Genomic DNA, 14,610 nt, shown 5'->3' on the forward strand with positions numbered 1-14,610 from the left:
GCTACTCGCTCTCACCGTCCAGTGCCGGCACTGCGACGCCGGCCATCTCCGCCGCCAGCAGCCGCGCTGCACCGGCGCGCGCGATGCGCAGCATCAGCGCCTTGCGGGTGGCCGCCGCCAGACGGTGCTCCGGCGCCTCGCGCAAAATTTCGGCGCCATAACCGTCCGACAGGATGAAGCCGCAGTCCTGCGGGAAGATCGCGGCCGGCACCTCCGGGTGGGTGGCGAAGAAGAAGCGGTCGGAATGCAGCCGGTATTGCGGCCATTTGCGGTCGACGCGGAAATCCTCGACCGAGGATTTGATCTCGATGATCCAGATGTCGCCCTGCCTGGTCAGCGCCACCAGGTCGGCGCGGCGGCCGGTGGCCAGCGACAGTTCCGGCAGCACATGCGCGCCCATCTGCGTCAGCAGCCGCTGCACGCCGCGGCGCACGACCATCGCCCGTTCGGACTGGCGTCCGTCGACGAGCGGATTGGCGGGGAGCGGCGACACGATCGGCATGACGCCAATAGTACAAAACCGGAACGAAGCTGCAAGGGCTTATGGTGGAAGAAGGCGCAAGATCATCGCCCATTGAGCCTGAAAGATCACGGAATCTGGCGGAAATTCACGCTTGCGTGAACGAATGTTGCGAAAATGCAATAGCTGCGCGCTTACATGCATGGCGGCGGCGAAAAGCATCACTCCCCGCTTGGCAGCCCGCGGCAAAGCTCCCTAGTGATGATGGCGAAAAAGCGGCCGAATCAGCCGTAATCGTTCGAAAGGGGTAGCGGATCAGGCAATGCGGCTGAAGGCACTCACAGTGGTGGCCGGTCTGGCCGTGGCGACCGCCCTGTCGGGCTGCACGTCGGTCGGTCTCGGCTCGTTCCAGATATTCACCGCGGACTACGGTTCCCGCACCGACGCCGGCTACCGCATCCCGCCGATCCCGATCACCAAGGTTCCCCGCCAGTACCACCGCCAGATCGTCAGCTACCGGACCGACGAGGCGCCGGGCACGATCATCGTCGATACCGGGGCAAAGTTCCTCTATTTCGTGCTGCCGGAAGGACGCGCGGTGCGCTACGGCATCGGCGTCGGGCGCGAGGGTTTCGAATGGAGCGGCACGGCGCGGGTCGGCGCCAAGCGCGAGTGGCCGGTGTGGACGCCGCCGCCGGAGATGATCCGGCGCCAGCCGCAGCTCGCCAAATGGCGCAACGGCCAGCCGCCCGGCCCGACCAACGCGCTGGGCGCGCGGGCGCTCTACCTGTTCAACAAGGGCGATACCGGCTACCGCCTGCACGGCACGCCGGAATGGTGGTCGATCGGCAAGGCGATGTCGTCGGGCTGCGTGCGGCTGCTCAACCAGGACATCATCGACCTCTACAACCGCGCCCAGGTTGGCGCCAAGGTCATCGTCAAGTAGGATTTCGCGAACCGTCTCGGCAACACGGACGACCGCAAAGCAGAAAACCGGGCTTTCGCCCGGTTTTTTGTTTGTGGCGTCTGTCGGGGAGCCGGTAGGCGGCGCGGCCGCGACGCCGCTCAGACCACCTGCTCGACCTGCTGCACTTCCGGCACGAAGTGGCGCAGCAGGTTCTGGATGCCGTGCTTGAGCGTCGCCGTCGAGGACGGGCAGCCGGCGCAGGCGCCTTTCATGTTGAGGAACACGGTGCCGTTCTCGTAGCCGCGGAAGGTGATGTCGCCGCCGTCCTGCGCCACCGCCGGGCGCACGCGCGTCTCCAGCAGCTCCTTGATCGTAATGACGATCTCCTCGTCGGCCTTGTCGTAGAATTCGTCACCGGACTCGGCGGCGTCGCCACGCGCCTGGGCGGCGTGGGTCATCACCGGCGCGCCGGACATGAACTGCTCCATGATCGCGCCGAGGATCGCCGGCTTCAGATGCTGCCAGTCCGGGCCGTCGCCCTTGGTGATGGTGATGAAGTCGTAGCCGAAGAACACGCCGGTGACGCCGTGGATGTCGAACAGCCGGCCGGCGAACGGCGAAGCCTCGCGCGCCGCCTCGGCGTCGCGGAAATCGGCTGTGCCCTCGGCCAGCACCTCGCGGCCGGGCAGGAACTTGAGCGTGGCGGGATTGGGGGTCGCCTCGGTCTGGATGAACATCGCCGCATCTCCGCGCGTCTTTGTTTGGAATAGTTCTAAATAGGCCTATTCATCGGCCGCTACAAGCGGTGAATGGTGACTGGTGAAATGGTGAATGGCGGCGGAGTCATCAAGTGCAGCGGCTTGACGCGGCTTCGCCTGCAGAATGCTCACCATTCACCATTCACCATTCACCATTCACCATTCACCGCCTACGCCAGACTGGCGATCTCTTCGTCCGACAGGTTCTGCGGCACCACCGTCACCGGGATCGGGAAGGCGGCGCCCTTGCCGGCGATGGAGGCGACCAGCGGCCCCGGCCCTTCCTTGGCGGCGCCGGCGGCGAGCACCAGGATGGCGATGTCCTGGTCGTCCTCGATCAGTTGATGGATCTGCTCGGTCGGCTTGCCCTCGAGCACCACCAGCTCCGGCTCGATGCCGAGCGTGGCGCGCACCTTGGCGGCATGCACGTCGAGGGCCGCGCGGGCTGTCGCCTGCGCCTCCTCGCGCATGATCTTCTCCACGCCGAGCCAGTGCTGGAAGTCGCTCGGCTCGATCACGTAGAGCAGCACCACCACGCCGCCGGTGGATTTCGCGCGCATCGAGGCGTAGGCGACGGCGCGCTCGCACTCCGGCGTTTCGTCGATGATCGCCAGGAACTTGCGGCGATGGCCGGCTTCCCGGCTGAGACGTCTCGATACCATGGGCTATCCTGTCACCGGTGTCCGGCCGAACGGGCGCAATCTGCCACTGCCGCCGTGGCGCGGCAAGCGAGGCTTTCGCGCCAGCGGTCCGGCGTTCAGCCCTGCAGCAGCCCGACGATGTCGCGCACCGTCTTCATCGTCGTCTCGGCAAGGTTGCCGGCCCGCTCGCCGCCGTCGCGCAGCACGCCGTCGACATAGGCGTGGTCGGCCGATATGCGGCGCATCTCGGCCGCGACCGGCGCCAGCTTGTCCACCGCCAGGTCGGCGAGCGCCGGCTTGAAGACGGAAAACTGCTGGCCGCCGAATTGCCCGAGCACCGCCTCCTTGCCGATGTCGGCGAGGCCGGCATAGATGCCGACGAGGTTTTCGGCCTCGGGCCGGCCCGCCAGCCCGTCGACCTCGCTCGGCAGCGCGTCGGGATCGGTCTTGGCCTTCTTGATCTTCTTGGAGATGGTGTCGGCGTCGTCGGTCAGGTTGATGCGCGACAGGTCGGACGGGTCCGACTTCGACATCTTCTTCGACCCGTCGCGCAGGCTCATGATGCGCGCCGCCGGGCCGCCGATCAACGGCTCGGTCATCGGGAAGAAGCCGTTCACCGTCTCCTCGCCGACCTGTATCTCGACGCCGACGCCGAGCTCGGCGATGCGGGCGGAGAAGTCGTTGTTGAACTTCTGGGCGATGTCGCGGGTGAGCTCCAGGTGCTGCTTCTGGTCCTCGCCCACCGGCACATGGGTGGCGCGGTAGAGCAGGATGTCGGCCGCCATCAGGCTGGGATAGGCGAGCAGGCCGAGCGAGGCGTTCTCGCGGTCCTTGCCGGCCTTGTCCTTGAACTGCGTCATGCGGTTCATCCAGCCGATGCGGGCGACGCAGTTGAAGATCCAGGCGAGCTCGGCGTGCTGCATGACGCGGCTCTGGTTGAAGACGATGTGCTTCTTCGGGTCGATGCCGGAGGCGAGGAACGCGGCGGTGATCGAGCGCGTCTGGTCCTGCAGGTCGGCATGGACGAGCTGGGCGGTCAGCGAATGCAGGTCGACGACGCAATAGATGCAGTCGGATGTCTCCTGCAGGGCGACGAACTTCTTGATGGCGCCGAGATAGTTGCCGAGATGCAGATTGCCGGTTGGCTGGACGCCCGAGAAGACGAGCGGCTTGAAGGCGGACATGAACGTTCCTCTTGGCTTGTGGAGGGCCGTTTCGCGCGCGGCGAAATTTTGCGGAAGCGCGCTTATGGCGGAAGGCGCGCCGCAGGGCAAGAGCCGCTTTCGCGTGGGAGGAAACTGTCTATCGGGCAAGCCTCGGAGGGTGGCGAGCTTGGCGCCACTCCCTCCCCTCTCGATCGAAAGATCGCCGAACGGCCGGATGGGGCGAGCCTAGTCGAGCCGCGCCAGGCGCTCCGTCAGCAGCGCGAAGAAGCCGTCGGCGTCGATGTCGCGCATGAACGTCACGTTCCGCTCGCGCTTGGTGACTCCCCACCAGTCGGCGACGGTCATGCCCATGGTCAGCTCGGACGCGGTCTCGACCGAGACGTTGATGAGCCGGCCCTTGAACAGCTCGGGCCTGAGCAGGTAGGCGACCACGCAGGGATCGTGCAGCGGTCCGCCGTCCGTCCCGTATTTCTCCTCGTCGAAGCGCTCGAAGAACTCCAGCAGCTCGGCCGTGGCGATGCCGACCCGCGTGCCGATCGCGCGGATGGCGGCGATGCGCTGGCGCGTCGTCAGCGCCTTGTGGGTGACGTCGAGCGACATCATGACCGTCGGCGCCCCGCAGTTGAGCACGATGTCTGCGGCCTGCGGGTCGACATAGATGTTGAACTCGGCCGCCGGCGTCGTGTTGCCGCCTTCGAAGAAGCCGCCGCCCATCAGCACGATCTCCTGGATGCGCGGCGCGATCCTGGGTTCGCGCGACAGCGCCAGGGCGATGTTGGTGAGCGGCCCGAGCGGGCAGAGCGTCACCGTGCCCGGTTCCTCCGTCATCAGCGTCTCGACGATGAAGTCGACCGCGTGCTGTTCCTGCAGCGCCATGCGCGGCTCGGGCAGGTCGGGGCCGTTCAGGCCGGTGCGGCCATGCACGTGCTCGGCGGTCACCAGCCGCCGCATCAGCGGACGCGGGGCGCCCGAAAACACCCGCGTCTGCGGCCGGCCGGCCAATTCGCAGATCTTGAGCGCGTTCTTCTCGGTCAGGTGGAGCGGCACGTTGCCCGCCACGGCGGTCAGTCCCAGCACCTCGAGCTCCGGGCTTCCCAGCGCCAGCAGGATGGCCAATGCGTCGTCCTGGCCGGGATCCGTATCGATGATGATTTTCCGCTTGTCGGGCATTTCCAGTCCTGTTCTGAAGGCTTGCGTGAGGCTTGAAGTCGGCCGCAGCTTAAACCATATCGTAGATCGACAGGAGAAATGCCATCTGGATTTTTCCTGGCGATGTCGCTCGATGAGGACAGTGTAACATGAGCCGGATGCCGCCGTTTTCGAGCCCGCTTCTTCTGGGGTTCGATGCCATGGAAAAGACGATCGAACGTCTCGCCAAGTCCGGCGACAGCTACCCGCCCTACAACATCGAGCGGATCCATGCCTCCGAAACGGGCGCCGAACGGCTGCGCATCACGCTCGCCGTCGCCGGCTTCTGCGACGAGGATCTAGAGGTGCTGACCGAGGAAAGCCAGCTCGTCGTGCGCGGCAAGCAACGCGACGACGCCGAGCGGGACTATATCCACCGCGGCATCGCGGCACGCCAGTTCCAGCGCACCTTCGTGCTGGCCGACGGCATGCGGGTGATCGCGGCGGAACTGAAGAACGGACTGCTCTCGATCGACCTCGATCGCCCGCAGCCGGAACGGCTGGTACGGAAAATAAACATTTCGGTGAAAGACTGATCTGCCGCTTGGAGATCGCCGGAACCGAAAGCTCTCGGGCGGGTTGGTCATGACGACGCCCCGCGCAAAGGAGGCTGATATGACGAACGTTGACACCAGACCTGTCGTGACGAAGGCCGACCTTGCCCATCTCGGTGAGGGAACAGTCGCTTATCTGCGCGAAATGGGCTCGGACGAACTGAAGGGCAAGTTCCCCGGCCTGCCGGACATCGAGCCAGGCCTGCGGCTTTGGGCACTCTTCGCTGCCGACGGCCGCCCTATCCTGCTCTCCGACGAACGCGACCGCGCGCTGGCGGGCGCATTGGCCAACGACCTGGTGCCGGTCGCCCTGCACTGATCGAATCGTCTCGGGCGGCCACCGTCGTCCCGAGATTCCCGACTTGAAATTGCCGTCTCAGGCGGCGTGCGAGGCTGGTGCCGACGCCAGCAAAGCGTGGATCGCCGCCGCGTCGCGCGTGCCGCGCACCTTGGCGACGGTATCGCTGTCGCGCAGCACGCGGGCGATGCGCGACAGCGCCTTCAGATGGTCGGCGCCAGCGCCTTCCGGGGCGAGCAGCAGGAAGACGAGGTCGACCGGCTGGTCGTCGAGCGCCTCGAAGTCGACCGGCTGCTCCAGCCGGGCGAACACGCCGGTGATCTGCTTGACCCCGGCCAGCTTGCCATGCGGGATGGCGATGCCGTTGCCGACGCCGGTGGAGCCCAGCCGCTCGCGCTGCAGGATGGTGTCGAAAATCTCGCGCTCGGGGATGCCGGTGACGGCGGCGGCCTTCTCGGCAAGCAACTGCAGCAGCTGCTTCTTCGAATTCGCCCTCAGGACCGGCAGGATGGCCGGTGCCTGAACGAGATCACTGAGATCCATGCCAAAATCCTCTTCTGGCCCAACCCGGACGCGCGAGCGCTCTCGGGCCGGGATTACCGCTCAACCTTGCGTGGCTTTCGGGGTCGACGGATCGATCCAGCCGATATTGCCGTCCGCCCGGCGGTAGACGATGTTGACGTGGTCGTTTCCGGCATTGCGGAAGACGAAGACGGGGCTTTCCTTGGTGTCGAGTTCGACGACGGCGGATGCGACGGTCATGGTCTTCAGCGCCATGGTCGATTCCGCCACGATCGCCGGCGAATAGTCATCCGGCACCTCGTCCTCGTCGTCCTCGGCGATCGCCGCCATCACCGTATAGGCGACGTCGGTGGCGCTGCCGTTGCCGAAGCTCCTGGATCGCAGCCGCCGCTTGTAGCGGCGCAGCCGCTTCTCCAGCCTTTCGGCGGCGCCGTCGAAGGCGATGATCGGGTCCTGGGCGTCGCTGGTGGCCTGAAGTGCGGCGCCGCTGTCCAGATGGATCATGCAGTCGGCGGTGAAGCGGGAGCCCGATTTGGCCACGGTGACATGACCGGCGAATCCCCCGTCGAAATATTTGTCGATCGTGTCGCCGATGCGGGCCTCGATGCGCGTACGGAACGCATCGCCGATATCCATGTGCTTTCCCGAGATGCGCAGGCTCATGAGAACGTCGGCCTTCCTGTTCAGACTTCCAACCGGAGTGAGTTTATACCCGTTGCGGGAGCACACAAGCGTGACGGTGCTTTGCGACGGCCCTTCCCAGGTTTTCAGGTTTTCACGTGCCGTCTCCCGACGGGGCGTTCGATCCGACACCGCCCCTGCCCATGGGCGCGGGCTTCTAGTGAGTTCGCAATGCCTTGTCAATCAACGGCCGGCAGCCCTTGCGGAAGCTTGGGGGCCGGCTGTGGACAGATCGCGGGCGCTGCTGCTCTTAGCGGCTGCCGACACTGCTCATGGCGCGCTTCTCGCGCCGCCGCTGCACCGAGGAGGGAATGTTCATGCCTTCCCGGTACTTGGCCACGGTGCGGCGGGCGATGTCGACCCCTTCTCCCTTCAGCCGATCGACGATCGCATCGTCCGAAAGCACGTCCTCGGATGCCTCCTCCTCTATCATCTGGCGAATGCGGTCGCGCACGGCTTCCGACGAGTGGGCATCGCCACCCGCCGCGGAAGCGATCGACGCGGTGAAGAAATAGCGCAGCTCGAACACCCCGCGCGGGGTGAGCATGTACTTGTTGCTGGTGACCCGGCTCACCGTCGATTCGTGCATGCCGATCGCATCGGCCACCGTGCGCAGGTTGAGCGGGCGCAGGTGCCTGACGCCATGGAGCAGGAAGGCGTCCTGCTGGCGCACGATCTCGGATGCGACCTTCAGGATGGTCTTGGCGCGCTGGTCGAGGCTGCGGGTGAGCCAGTTGGCATTCTGCAGGCATTCGGCGAGGAAGTCGCGCTCGCCGGCGTTCTTCGTCTGGCTCGACACCTGGGCGAAATAGATCTGGTCCACCAGGACGCGCGGCAGCGTTTCCGGATTGAGCTCGACCGCCCAGCTGCCGTCGCCGGCCGGTTTCACTTCGACATCGGCGACGATCGTGTCGATCGCGCCCACGGAAAATGCAGTGCCCGGCCGCGGATCGAGCGTGCGGATCTCGGCCAGCATGTCGAGGAGATCCTCCTCGTCGACGCCGCACAGCCGCTTCAACGCCTGGAAATCGCGGCGCGCCAGCAGATCCAGATGGGCGAGCAGCGTTCGCATCGCCGGATCGAGCCGGTTCGCCCGCGCCAGCTGCAGGCCAAGGCAGTCGGCGAGGTCGCGGGCGAACAGCCCGGGCGGATCGAAGGTCCGGCAGGTGGCGAGCACGGCCTCGACCTCCCGCGGCTGCGCTCCCAGCCGCTCGACGATGTCGGCGCCGTCGCCACGGAAATAGCCGGCGTCGTCGAGCCCGTCCGCCAGCTCATGGGCGATCAGCCTCGACGCCGCATTGGCGAAGGCGAAGGCGATCTGCTCGCTGACATGGTCGCGCAGCGTGAGACGCGCCGCGGCTATGTCCTCGAGGTCGAAGCCGTCGGAATCACCGCCCCCGCCCGATCCGGCCGATTTCCACTGCGCCGCCAGGTCGGGGCCTAGCCGCGGAGCGGCACCGGGATCGTCCGGAAAGACATTCTCGAGCGAGGTGTCGAGCTGGGCCGACATGGTCTCCGACGTGGCCGACCCGTCGGGCTGGTACCAGTCGTCAGTCCGGATTTCCTCCTCGCGGCTCTTGTGGACCTGGTCCGTCGCCGCGTCCTCCTGCGGATCGACGCGCTCCAGCAGCGGATTGCGCTCGATTTCCTCGTCGACGAAGCGCTCAAGTTCGACATGGGTGAGCTGCAGCAGCTTGATCGACTGCATCAGCTGCGGCGTCATGACCAGCGACTGAGACTGTCGCAGCTGCAGTTTGGCTGACAGCGCCATGATCGGTTGCATACTCCCCACACATTGCCCGCCGGCACTTACCAGCGGCCGGGCACAGCCGCAATGAAACTGGCCCGGCTTTTGCTTGTCAAGGCAAAGCGGCATGAACTGGCCGTTATCGGTGCTTGCGCGGGCGGATTTGGCCGAAGATCGTTACGGGAGAGGAAAAATGACGCCGGCAGGTGCCGGGGCAGGACCGATGAGAATGGAACCGGCCATCCTTTCCAGCTCGTTTCCGCGCAGGACTCTCAGCCGAAAACCGCCATCCTTCGAGCCCGGCTCAGAGCGTGAAACCCTCGCCGAGGTAGAGGCGCCGCACATTCGGGTCGGCGATGATCGCGTCGGCCGTCCCATGCTTCAGGATCTCGCCATTGTGGATGATATAGGCGCGGTCGATCAGCTTCAGCGTCTCGCGGACATTGTGGTCGGTGACCAGCACGCCGATGCCGCGGGTGGTCAGGTGACGCACCAATTGCTGGATGTCGGCGACCGCGATCGGGTCGATGCCGGCGAACGGCTCGTCGAGCAGCATGTAGTGCGGGCGGCTCGCCAGCGCGCGCGCGATCTCCAGCCGCCGCCGCTCGCCGCCGGAGAGCGCCATCGACGGCGACTTCCGGAGATGCGCGATGTGGAACTCCTCGAGCAGCGCGTCGAGCGACTTTTCCCGCTCCTTGCGGCTCTTCTCCACCACTTCGAGCACGGCGCGGATGTTGTTCTCCACGCTCAGGCCGCGGAAGATCGAGGCTTCCTGCGGCAGATAGCCGATGCCGAGACGGGCGCGGCGGTACATCGGCATCGAGGTGATGTCGAAGCCGTCGATCTCGATCCGGCCGCGGTCGACCGGCACCAGGCCGGTAACCATGTAGAAGCAGGTGGTCTTGCCGGCGCCGTTGGGTCCCAGCAGGCCGACCGCCTCGCCGGCGCGCACGCCGAGCGAGACGCCGTTGACCACCTGGCGGCCACGGTAGCTCTTGGCGAGGCCCGTCGCGATCAGCGTGCCCTTCAGCTCCGCCGCGCGCTTGTTGAGCGCCGGTGCGGCGGGGGTCGCGCGCGCGCGACCCGACAGGCGGGACAGGAACGACACGTCAGAAGCCATCAACGATTCTGCGACCCGGGCTGGATCGACATCATGACGCGGCCGCTCTTGTTGGTCTCCGACTTGCAGCCGTCGACCTGGGCGCGTCCGGATTTCATGTTGACGGTGAGCTTGCAGCCGACCAGCACGTTCTTGCCTTCCGACAGCACCACTTCGCTGCCGGAGAGCGTCAGCACCTCGCTGGTCATGTCGAAGGTGCCGCGGTCGCCGGTCGCCACCTGCGTGTCCGACTTGATGTAGACCTTGCCCTCGACCTCCAGCCGGTCGATGTTGGCCGACCCGGTGGCCGGCGAGCCCGTGCTGCCGCTGGCATAGTAGACCGTCATCTTGCCGGCCTTCAGCATGGTCGGGCCCTGCGTGACGTTGACGTTGCCGACGAATACGGCCTTGCTCTCGCCGTCGACGACCTCGAGGCGGTCGCTCTCGATCTGGATGGGCAGGCCGCTCGAGATGCTCAGTCCTTGCAGACGGCCGGTCGCGCTCTCCTGCGCATGCAACTGCCCGATCGCCGGCGCCAGCGCGAGGAGCGCGATGCCGGCAGCTAGACTGAACCTGTTCCCGCTCATCGGCGTCCCACCCCTATTGACTGGCCGTCTCGGCCTTTGGCGGCACGATGTTCACGCGCACGCGCTTATCGAATACCACAAGCTTGCCGTTCTGTTCGACGGAAAGGGCATCGGAGTTGATCGAACCGTTCTTGAAGCGGATCTCGACCGGCTTGTCGGTCGTCATCCGCCCGCCCGCGATATCGATGAGCGCCGATCCGAGCTTTGCCTGCGAACCGTCCGACGTCGTTATATTGATCTCGCTGTTCACGTCGAGAGTGTTCATGTTGCGATCGAACACACCGCGCGCGGCGTCGATCGTCGCCGACATCTCGTCGTTGAGCGGCAGCGTCGCGGCGATGCCCTGCAGTTCGACGATCGCCTCGTTGGCGATGTCCTGGACCGCCCGCAGGGCGCTGACCGAATAGGGCCGGTTGTCCTCGGTGAAGCCTTCCAGCTTGGGATTGGCCATCACCAGCTTGCCTTCCGAAACGGCGGAGGTCTCGGCGACGATCTCGACGCTGCCCGGACTGGAGCGATAGGACTGGAACAGAAACAGCGCCGCCATGACCAGGGCCAGCGCCGGCAGCGCGATCTTCAGGGCGCGGACGTTGCGGGAATGGCGGGCCGCCGTGCGGAACATCGCGAGGCGATCGGTCCCGGACCGGCCAGGCACATGCGGCGGCGCTGCCTCGGGCGTATCTGTCGAACGTGCCAACATTCAGTTACCTGTCTCGAATTCCGCGATCCGCCCTAGCCGCAATGCCGGACCGCTATTTGGACTGATCGCGAAGAACGTGCCGAAAGCCACGAATTTATGGCGGCCGCGCAATGCCACCTTCGCTCACGCGGCCTGTCGTCGACGCGGGGGAAATCGCCTACACCGGATGCAGACCCCGCCTTCCGCTACAATTTGGGCGCTGTGATCACCGGCGCCAAGCATAACGTTTGTGCAATATGGTGCTGTTCGGGCGAATTGTCAGCCCTCCCGGCACCGGAACGGTCAAGCTTCGACATCTTCCTGCCATCCGGCGCGCTCAGCCGGCCATGCGGGTCGGCGGCTTGTCCTTCGCCAGCTTGCGGAACTTGCGCACGACGATGTCGCGCTTCAGCCGTGAGATGTGGTCGATGAACAGCACTCCGTCGAGATGGTCGATTTCGTGCTGGAGGCACGTCGCCAGCAGGCCGTCGGCGACCGCTTCGCGGGCGTTGCCCTCCAGATCTAGATAGTTGACCCGCACGGTGGCCGGCCGCTCCACCTCGGCATAGTAGTCCGGGATCGACAGGCAGCCTTCCTCGTAGACCGATCTCTCGTCCGAGCGCTCGACGATCTCCGGATTGATGAAGACCTGCGGCGCCTTGGGCTCGTCCTCCTTGGCGAGGTCGATGACCAGCATGCGCAGGGGCTCGCCCACCTGGATCGCCGCCAGCCCGATGCCCGGCGCGTCGTACATGGTGTCGAGCATGTCGGCGGCGAGCTTCCTCACGGGCTCGTCGATGCGCTCGATCGGCTTGGAAACCAGGCGCAGTATGGGATCGGGGAGGATAATCAGCGGCTTGATCGACATGCGCATCAGGTAATGGCTGGCGCGGGGGGCGTCAACGGGATCGCCGCACCTGTTCCTGTTTTGATCTGCGCGGGTCGCGCGAATCGGTTATGGTCGCCGCCATGAGCGATCTCGCAACCATCCTCGCCGAACCGATCGCCCGGATCGGCGCGACCGTTTTCACCCTGGGCCAGGTCCTCGCCGGCCTTGCCGTGCTCTTCCTCCTGCTGCTGGTGGCGCTGGTCGTCTCATTGTGGCGCTCCGCCTCGGCGCGCGCGCTCGCCGCCGGCGAGGCGGCCGAGCATGCGCGCGAGACCGAGGCGCGCATGGCCGGCATCCTCCAGGCGCAGGCCGAGATGCAGGGGCGCATGAGCGCCGTCGCCGACACGCTCGGCGCCCGCCAGGCGGAACTGAACCAGACGATCGGCCAGCGCCTCGATTCCCTCACCGGGCGCATCGGCCAGACCATGGCCGAGCAGACGCGCTCCACCCACGAGAACCTGGCGCGGCTGCAGGAGCGGCTCGCCGTCATCGATACGGCCCAGAACAACATCCGTTCGCTGGCCGGCCAGGTCGTCCAGCTTCAGGCGATCCTGTCGAACAAGCAGACGCGCGGCGCCTTCGGCCAGGCGCGCATGGAGGCGATCGTCGCCGACGGGCTGCCGATGGGCGGCTACACCTTCCAGGAAACGCTGTCGAACGGCAGCCGGCCGGACTGCGTGGTGAAGATGCCGAACGGCGCCCCGCCGCTGGTCATCGACGCGAAATTCCCGCTGGAGGCCTGGAACGCCATCCGCGCGGCCGCCGAAGCCGACCAGACCGGAGAGGCGCAGCGCGGGGCGCAGCAGGCCTTCCGCCGCGACCTCGACGTCCATATCCGGGCGATATCCGAAAAATATCTGCTTGCCGGCGAGACCCACGACACCGCCTTCATGTTCGTGCCGTCGGAATCGATCTTCGCCGAGATCCACGAGAATTTCGAGCCGGTGATCCAGCGGGCGCATCGGGCCCGCGTCGTCATCGTGTCGCCGTCGCTGCTGATGCTGTCGATCCAGGTGATCCAGTCGATCCTCAAGGACGCCTCGATGCGCGAGCAGGCGCATCTGATCCAGGGGGAGGTGGTCAGGTTGATGGAGGACCTCTCCCGCATGGACGAGCGCGTGCGAAAGCTGCAGGTGCATTTCGGCCAGGCCAGCAAGGACATCGACGACATCCTGATCTCGGCCTCGAAGGTAGCCAAGCGCGGCCAGAAGATCGAGGCGCTGGAGTTCGGAGATGCGCCGCAGGCCGAGGCGCAGCCAGCGCGCGGCGCCGAGAGCAAGACCGGCCAGTTGCGGCTCAGGGTTGTCGACGACCGCGACTGATGCCGCCCTTGCCGTTGCGCGGCATCTTGCGCGACGGCCGGACTCCTGATTCACTCCGGCAGTCTCAACAAGAGGATCGGTCATGGCAAAAGGTCAGATGCGACCGGGCAAGGAAACCCGAAAGCCGAAGAAGGATGCCAAGAAGGCAGGGACCGCCGGCGCGATACAGGCGCCGCCAGTGCCGGCCTTGAAGCTCAAGGAAAAGAAGAAATAGCCTTGCGCGTACCGGACGGATCGGTGCCGCGACATCAGGGCGCGGCGCGGGTCTGCCGTCGTGCGGCTCCGCCGGTCGCGGCGGCATTCTCCCGGGCGGCCACCGCCTTGTGGAGATGCACCATCATGGCGCAGGCGAACAGCGGCGACAGAAGGTTGAGCAGCGGCACGGCCATGAAGCCGGCGATGACCAGTCCCGCCAGGAAGACCGTGCCGGCATTGCGCCGCCGCAGATCCTTGGCCTCGGCTTCCGGCCGGAAGCGCATCGCCGCGAATTCGAAGAACTCGCGGCCGATCAGATAGCCGTTGACGACGAAGAAGGCGCCGATGTTGACGCCGGGCACGAGCAGCAGCGCCAGCGCGAGCAGGTTGCCGAGCACGACGATGCCGAAGAACTTCAGCGACAGCATGAGGCTGGCCAGCACCGGCAGCGCCTGGCCAGGCGGGTCGGCCGGGTAGTCGGATCGCTCGACCAATTCGGCGACGTCATCCAGGAAGAGGCCGGCGACGATCGCCGTCACCGGCGCGATCAGCAGCGCCAGGACGAAGGCGAGCCCGAGCCCGGCGGCGATCGCCGCCAACAGGCCGAGCCAGCCGGCCCATCCAGGCAGCCCGGGCAGCAGCGCCTCGAGCCAGGGCAAGGCGAGCCATTCGACGGCTTCCTTCAGCCCGAACCACGCCGCCACCAGGGCGAGCAGGGTCAGCCCGAGCGTCTTGAAGAAGACGCCGCGGAAAGGCCGGCTGAACAGATGGCCGGCCGCGGCGCGCGCGGCGTCGAGGATCATGCCGGGTTCCCTCCGGTTGCGGTTCGCCAAGCACATGGGGACTATCGGGCGGCCCGGCAAGATTTTTGTGCGGCGCCACATGGTCTCTGGACCATTTCGTATCGGACGTGCAAG

18 protein-coding genes are annotated in these 14,610 nt (G+C 66.2%); 5 read left to right on the top strand and 13 right to left on the bottom strand.

The features are described 5' to 3' along the window. Position 1: 1 nt before the first annotated feature. Complete coding sequence (locus C7I84_RS14060; protein ID WP_106772825.1) at positions 2 to 502, bottom strand: MmcB family DNA repair protein; 501 nt, start codon at positions 500 to 502, stop codon at positions 2 to 4. Positions 503 to 782: 280 nt separating this feature from the next. On the opposite strand from C7I84_RS14060, the gene C7I84_RS14065 reads away from it, so the two are divergent. After that, positions 783 to 1,406 carry a L,D-transpeptidase gene (locus tag C7I84_RS14065; RefSeq protein ID WP_106772826.1) on the top strand — a complete coding sequence of 208 codons (624 nt, stop codon included), beginning with the start codon at positions 783 to 785 and terminating at the stop codon, positions 1,404 to 1,406. Between the two features lie 119 nt (positions 1,407 to 1,525). Here the strand turns inward: C7I84_RS14065 and C7I84_RS14070 are convergent, their stop codons facing one another. The 4 genes from C7I84_RS14070 to C7I84_RS14085 all read right to left on the bottom strand — a co-directional run bounded on the left by C7I84_RS14070 (position 1,526) and on the right by C7I84_RS14085 (position 5,102). Next, a complete protein-coding gene (locus tag C7I84_RS14070) occupies positions 1,526 to 2,104 on the bottom strand; it encodes a NifU family protein (RefSeq protein WP_106772827.1) in 579 nt (192 codons plus the stop codon). Between the two features lie 191 nt (positions 2,105 to 2,295). Next, a complete protein-coding gene (locus C7I84_RS14075) occupies positions 2,296 to 2,787 on the bottom strand; it encodes a universal stress protein (protein WP_106772828.1) in 492 nt (163 codons plus the stop codon). A gap of 95 nt (positions 2,788 to 2,882) precedes the next feature. Further along, positions 2,883 to 3,950, bottom strand: coding sequence for a tryptophan--tRNA ligase (trpS, locus tag C7I84_RS14080; protein WP_106772829.1), 1,068 nt, complete (start codon positions 3,948 to 3,950; stop codon positions 2,883 to 2,885). A 207-nt stretch (positions 3,951 to 4,157) separates the two neighbouring features. Then, complete coding sequence (locus C7I84_RS14085; RefSeq protein ID WP_106772830.1) at positions 4,158 to 5,102, bottom strand: nucleoside hydrolase; 945 nt, start codon at positions 5,100 to 5,102, stop codon at positions 4,158 to 4,160. Positions 5,103 to 5,230: 128 nt separating this feature from the next. Here C7I84_RS14085 and C7I84_RS14090 point away from each other — a divergent pair, with 128 nt between their 5' ends. Together C7I84_RS14090 and C7I84_RS14095 are read left to right on the top strand one after the other, a co-directional pair. Continuing rightward, positions 5,231 to 5,656: an Hsp20 family protein gene (locus tag C7I84_RS14090; protein WP_106772831.1), complete on the top strand. Its 426-nt coding sequence runs from the start codon at positions 5,231 to 5,233 to the stop codon at positions 5,654 to 5,656. 79 nt (positions 5,657 to 5,735) lie between these two features. Beyond that, positions 5,736 to 5,993, top strand: coding sequence for a BQ00720 family protein (locus C7I84_RS14095; protein ID WP_106772832.1), 258 nt, complete (start codon positions 5,736 to 5,738; stop codon positions 5,991 to 5,993). A gap of 57 nt (positions 5,994 to 6,050) precedes the next feature. Here C7I84_RS14095 and ptsN read toward each other — a convergent pair whose 3' ends face one another. From ptsN to def, 7 genes are all read right to left on the bottom strand, one after another. After that, positions 6,051 to 6,515, bottom strand: a complete 465-nt coding sequence (ptsN, locus tag C7I84_RS14100) for a PTS IIA-like nitrogen regulatory protein PtsN (protein WP_106772833.1) — start codon at positions 6,513 to 6,515, stop codon at positions 6,051 to 6,053. A gap of 60 nt (positions 6,516 to 6,575) precedes the next feature. Then, entirely contained in the window at positions 6,576 to 7,157 is a 582-nt protein-coding gene (gene hpf / locus C7I84_RS14105; RefSeq protein WP_106772834.1) for a ribosome hibernation-promoting factor, HPF/YfiA family, read from the bottom strand. A 268-nt stretch (positions 7,158 to 7,425) separates the two neighbouring features. After that, a complete protein-coding gene (gene rpoN, locus C7I84_RS14110; RefSeq protein WP_106772887.1) occupies positions 7,426 to 8,946 on the bottom strand; it encodes an RNA polymerase factor sigma-54 in 1,521 nt (506 codons plus the stop codon). A gap of 280 nt (positions 8,947 to 9,226) precedes the next feature. Then, positions 9,227 to 10,042, bottom strand: a complete 816-nt coding sequence (lptB, locus tag C7I84_RS14115; RefSeq protein WP_106772835.1) for an LPS export ABC transporter ATP-binding protein — start codon at positions 10,040 to 10,042, stop codon at positions 9,227 to 9,229. Beyond that, positions 10,042 to 10,608: an LptA/OstA family protein gene (locus tag C7I84_RS14120; RefSeq protein WP_106772836.1), complete on the bottom strand. Its 567-nt coding sequence runs from the start codon at positions 10,606 to 10,608 to the stop codon at positions 10,042 to 10,044. The genes lptB and C7I84_RS14120 overlap by 1 nt, the downstream gene beginning before the upstream one ends. A gap of 13 nt (positions 10,609 to 10,621) precedes the next feature. After that, entirely contained in the window at positions 10,622 to 11,230 is a 609-nt protein-coding gene (gene lptC / locus C7I84_RS14125) for an LPS export ABC transporter periplasmic protein LptC (RefSeq protein WP_165816073.1), read from the bottom strand. A 394-nt stretch (positions 11,231 to 11,624) separates the two neighbouring features. Beyond that, entirely contained in the window at positions 11,625 to 12,155 is a 531-nt protein-coding gene (gene def, locus C7I84_RS14130; RefSeq protein WP_106772888.1) for a peptide deformylase, read from the bottom strand. A 101-nt stretch (positions 12,156 to 12,256) separates the two neighbouring features. Between def and C7I84_RS14135 the strand changes: the two genes are divergently transcribed. Both C7I84_RS14135 and C7I84_RS30865 read left to right on the top strand, forming a co-directional pair. Further along, complete coding sequence (locus C7I84_RS14135; RefSeq protein ID WP_106772889.1) at positions 12,257 to 13,498, top strand: DNA recombination protein RmuC; 1,242 nt, start codon at positions 12,257 to 12,259, stop codon at positions 13,496 to 13,498. Between the two features lie 82 nt (positions 13,499 to 13,580). Continuing rightward, a complete protein-coding gene (locus C7I84_RS30865; protein ID WP_280954222.1) occupies positions 13,581 to 13,712 on the top strand; it encodes a hypothetical protein in 132 nt (43 codons plus the stop codon). A 34-nt stretch (positions 13,713 to 13,746) separates the two neighbouring features. On the opposite strand, the gene C7I84_RS14140 is transcribed toward C7I84_RS30865, so the two are convergent. Next, positions 13,747 to 14,496 carry a sulfate transporter family protein gene (locus C7I84_RS14140; protein ID WP_106772838.1) on the bottom strand — a complete coding sequence of 250 codons (750 nt, stop codon included), beginning with the start codon at positions 14,494 to 14,496 and terminating at the stop codon, positions 13,747 to 13,749. Positions 14,497 to 14,610: the final 114 nt, after the last annotated feature.

It is taken from the genome of Kumtagia ephedrae (assembly GCF_003012745.1).
GTDB classification, from domain to species: domain Bacteria; phylum Pseudomonadota; class Alphaproteobacteria; order Rhizobiales; family Rhizobiaceae; genus Kumtagia; species Kumtagia ephedrae.

What these genes read in the sequence shown, in the direction of transcription:
- C7I84_RS14060 (WP_106772825.1), bottom strand. Translation starts at nt 502, where the DNA reads ATGCCGATCGTGTCGCCGCTCCCCGCCAATCCGCTCGTCGACGGACGC.
- C7I84_RS14065 (WP_106772826.1), top strand. Translation starts at nt 783, where the DNA reads ATGCGGCTGAAGGCACTCACAGTGGTGGCCGGTCTGGCCGTGGCGACC.
- C7I84_RS14070 (WP_106772827.1), bottom strand. Translation starts at nt 2,104, where the DNA reads ATGTTCATCCAGACCGAGGCGACCCCCAATCCCGCCACGCTCAAGTTC.
- C7I84_RS14075 (WP_106772828.1), bottom strand. Translation starts at nt 2,787, where the DNA reads ATGGTATCGAGACGTCTCAGCCGGGAAGCCGGCCATCGCCGCAAGTTC.
- trpS (WP_106772829.1), bottom strand. Translation starts at nt 3,950, where the DNA reads ATGTCCGCCTTCAAGCCGCTCGTCTTCTCGGGCGTCCAGCCAACCGGC.
- C7I84_RS14085 (WP_106772830.1), bottom strand. Translation starts at nt 5,102, where the DNA reads ATGCCCGACAAGCGGAAAATCATCATCGATACGGATCCCGGCCAGGAC.
- C7I84_RS14090 (WP_106772831.1), top strand. Translation starts at nt 5,231, where the DNA reads ATGAGCCGGATGCCGCCGTTTTCGAGCCCGCTTCTTCTGGGGTTCGAT.
- C7I84_RS14095 (WP_106772832.1), top strand. Translation starts at nt 5,736, where the DNA reads ATGACGAACGTTGACACCAGACCTGTCGTGACGAAGGCCGACCTTGCC.
- ptsN (WP_106772833.1), bottom strand. Translation starts at nt 6,515, where the DNA reads ATGGATCTCAGTGATCTCGTTCAGGCACCGGCCATCCTGCCGGTCCTG.
- hpf (WP_106772834.1), bottom strand. Translation starts at nt 7,157, where the DNA reads ATGAGCCTGCGCATCTCGGGAAAGCACATGGATATCGGCGATGCGTTC.
- rpoN (WP_106772887.1), bottom strand. Translation starts at nt 8,946, where the DNA reads ATGGCGCTGTCAGCCAAACTGCAGCTGCGACAGTCTCAGTCGCTGGTC.
- lptB (WP_106772835.1), bottom strand. Translation starts at nt 10,042, where the DNA reads ATGGCTTCTGACGTGTCGTTCCTGTCCCGCCTGTCGGGTCGCGCGCGC.
- C7I84_RS14120 (WP_106772836.1), bottom strand. Translation starts at nt 10,608, where the DNA reads ATGAGCGGGAACAGGTTCAGTCTAGCTGCCGGCATCGCGCTCCTCGCG.
- lptC (WP_165816073.1), bottom strand. Translation starts at nt 11,230, where the DNA reads ATGTTCCGCACGGCGGCCCGCCATTCCCGCAACGTCCGCGCCCTGAAG.
- def (WP_106772888.1), bottom strand. Translation starts at nt 12,155, where the DNA reads ATGTCGATCAAGCCGCTGATTATCCTCCCCGATCCCATACTGCGCCTG.
- C7I84_RS14135 (WP_106772889.1), top strand. Translation starts at nt 12,257, where the DNA reads ATGAGCGATCTCGCAACCATCCTCGCCGAACCGATCGCCCGGATCGGC.
- C7I84_RS30865 (WP_280954222.1), top strand. Translation starts at nt 13,581, where the DNA reads ATGGCAAAAGGTCAGATGCGACCGGGCAAGGAAACCCGAAAGCCGAAG.
- C7I84_RS14140 (WP_106772838.1), bottom strand. Translation starts at nt 14,496, where the DNA reads ATGATCCTCGACGCCGCGCGCGCCGCGGCCGGCCATCTGTTCAGCCGG.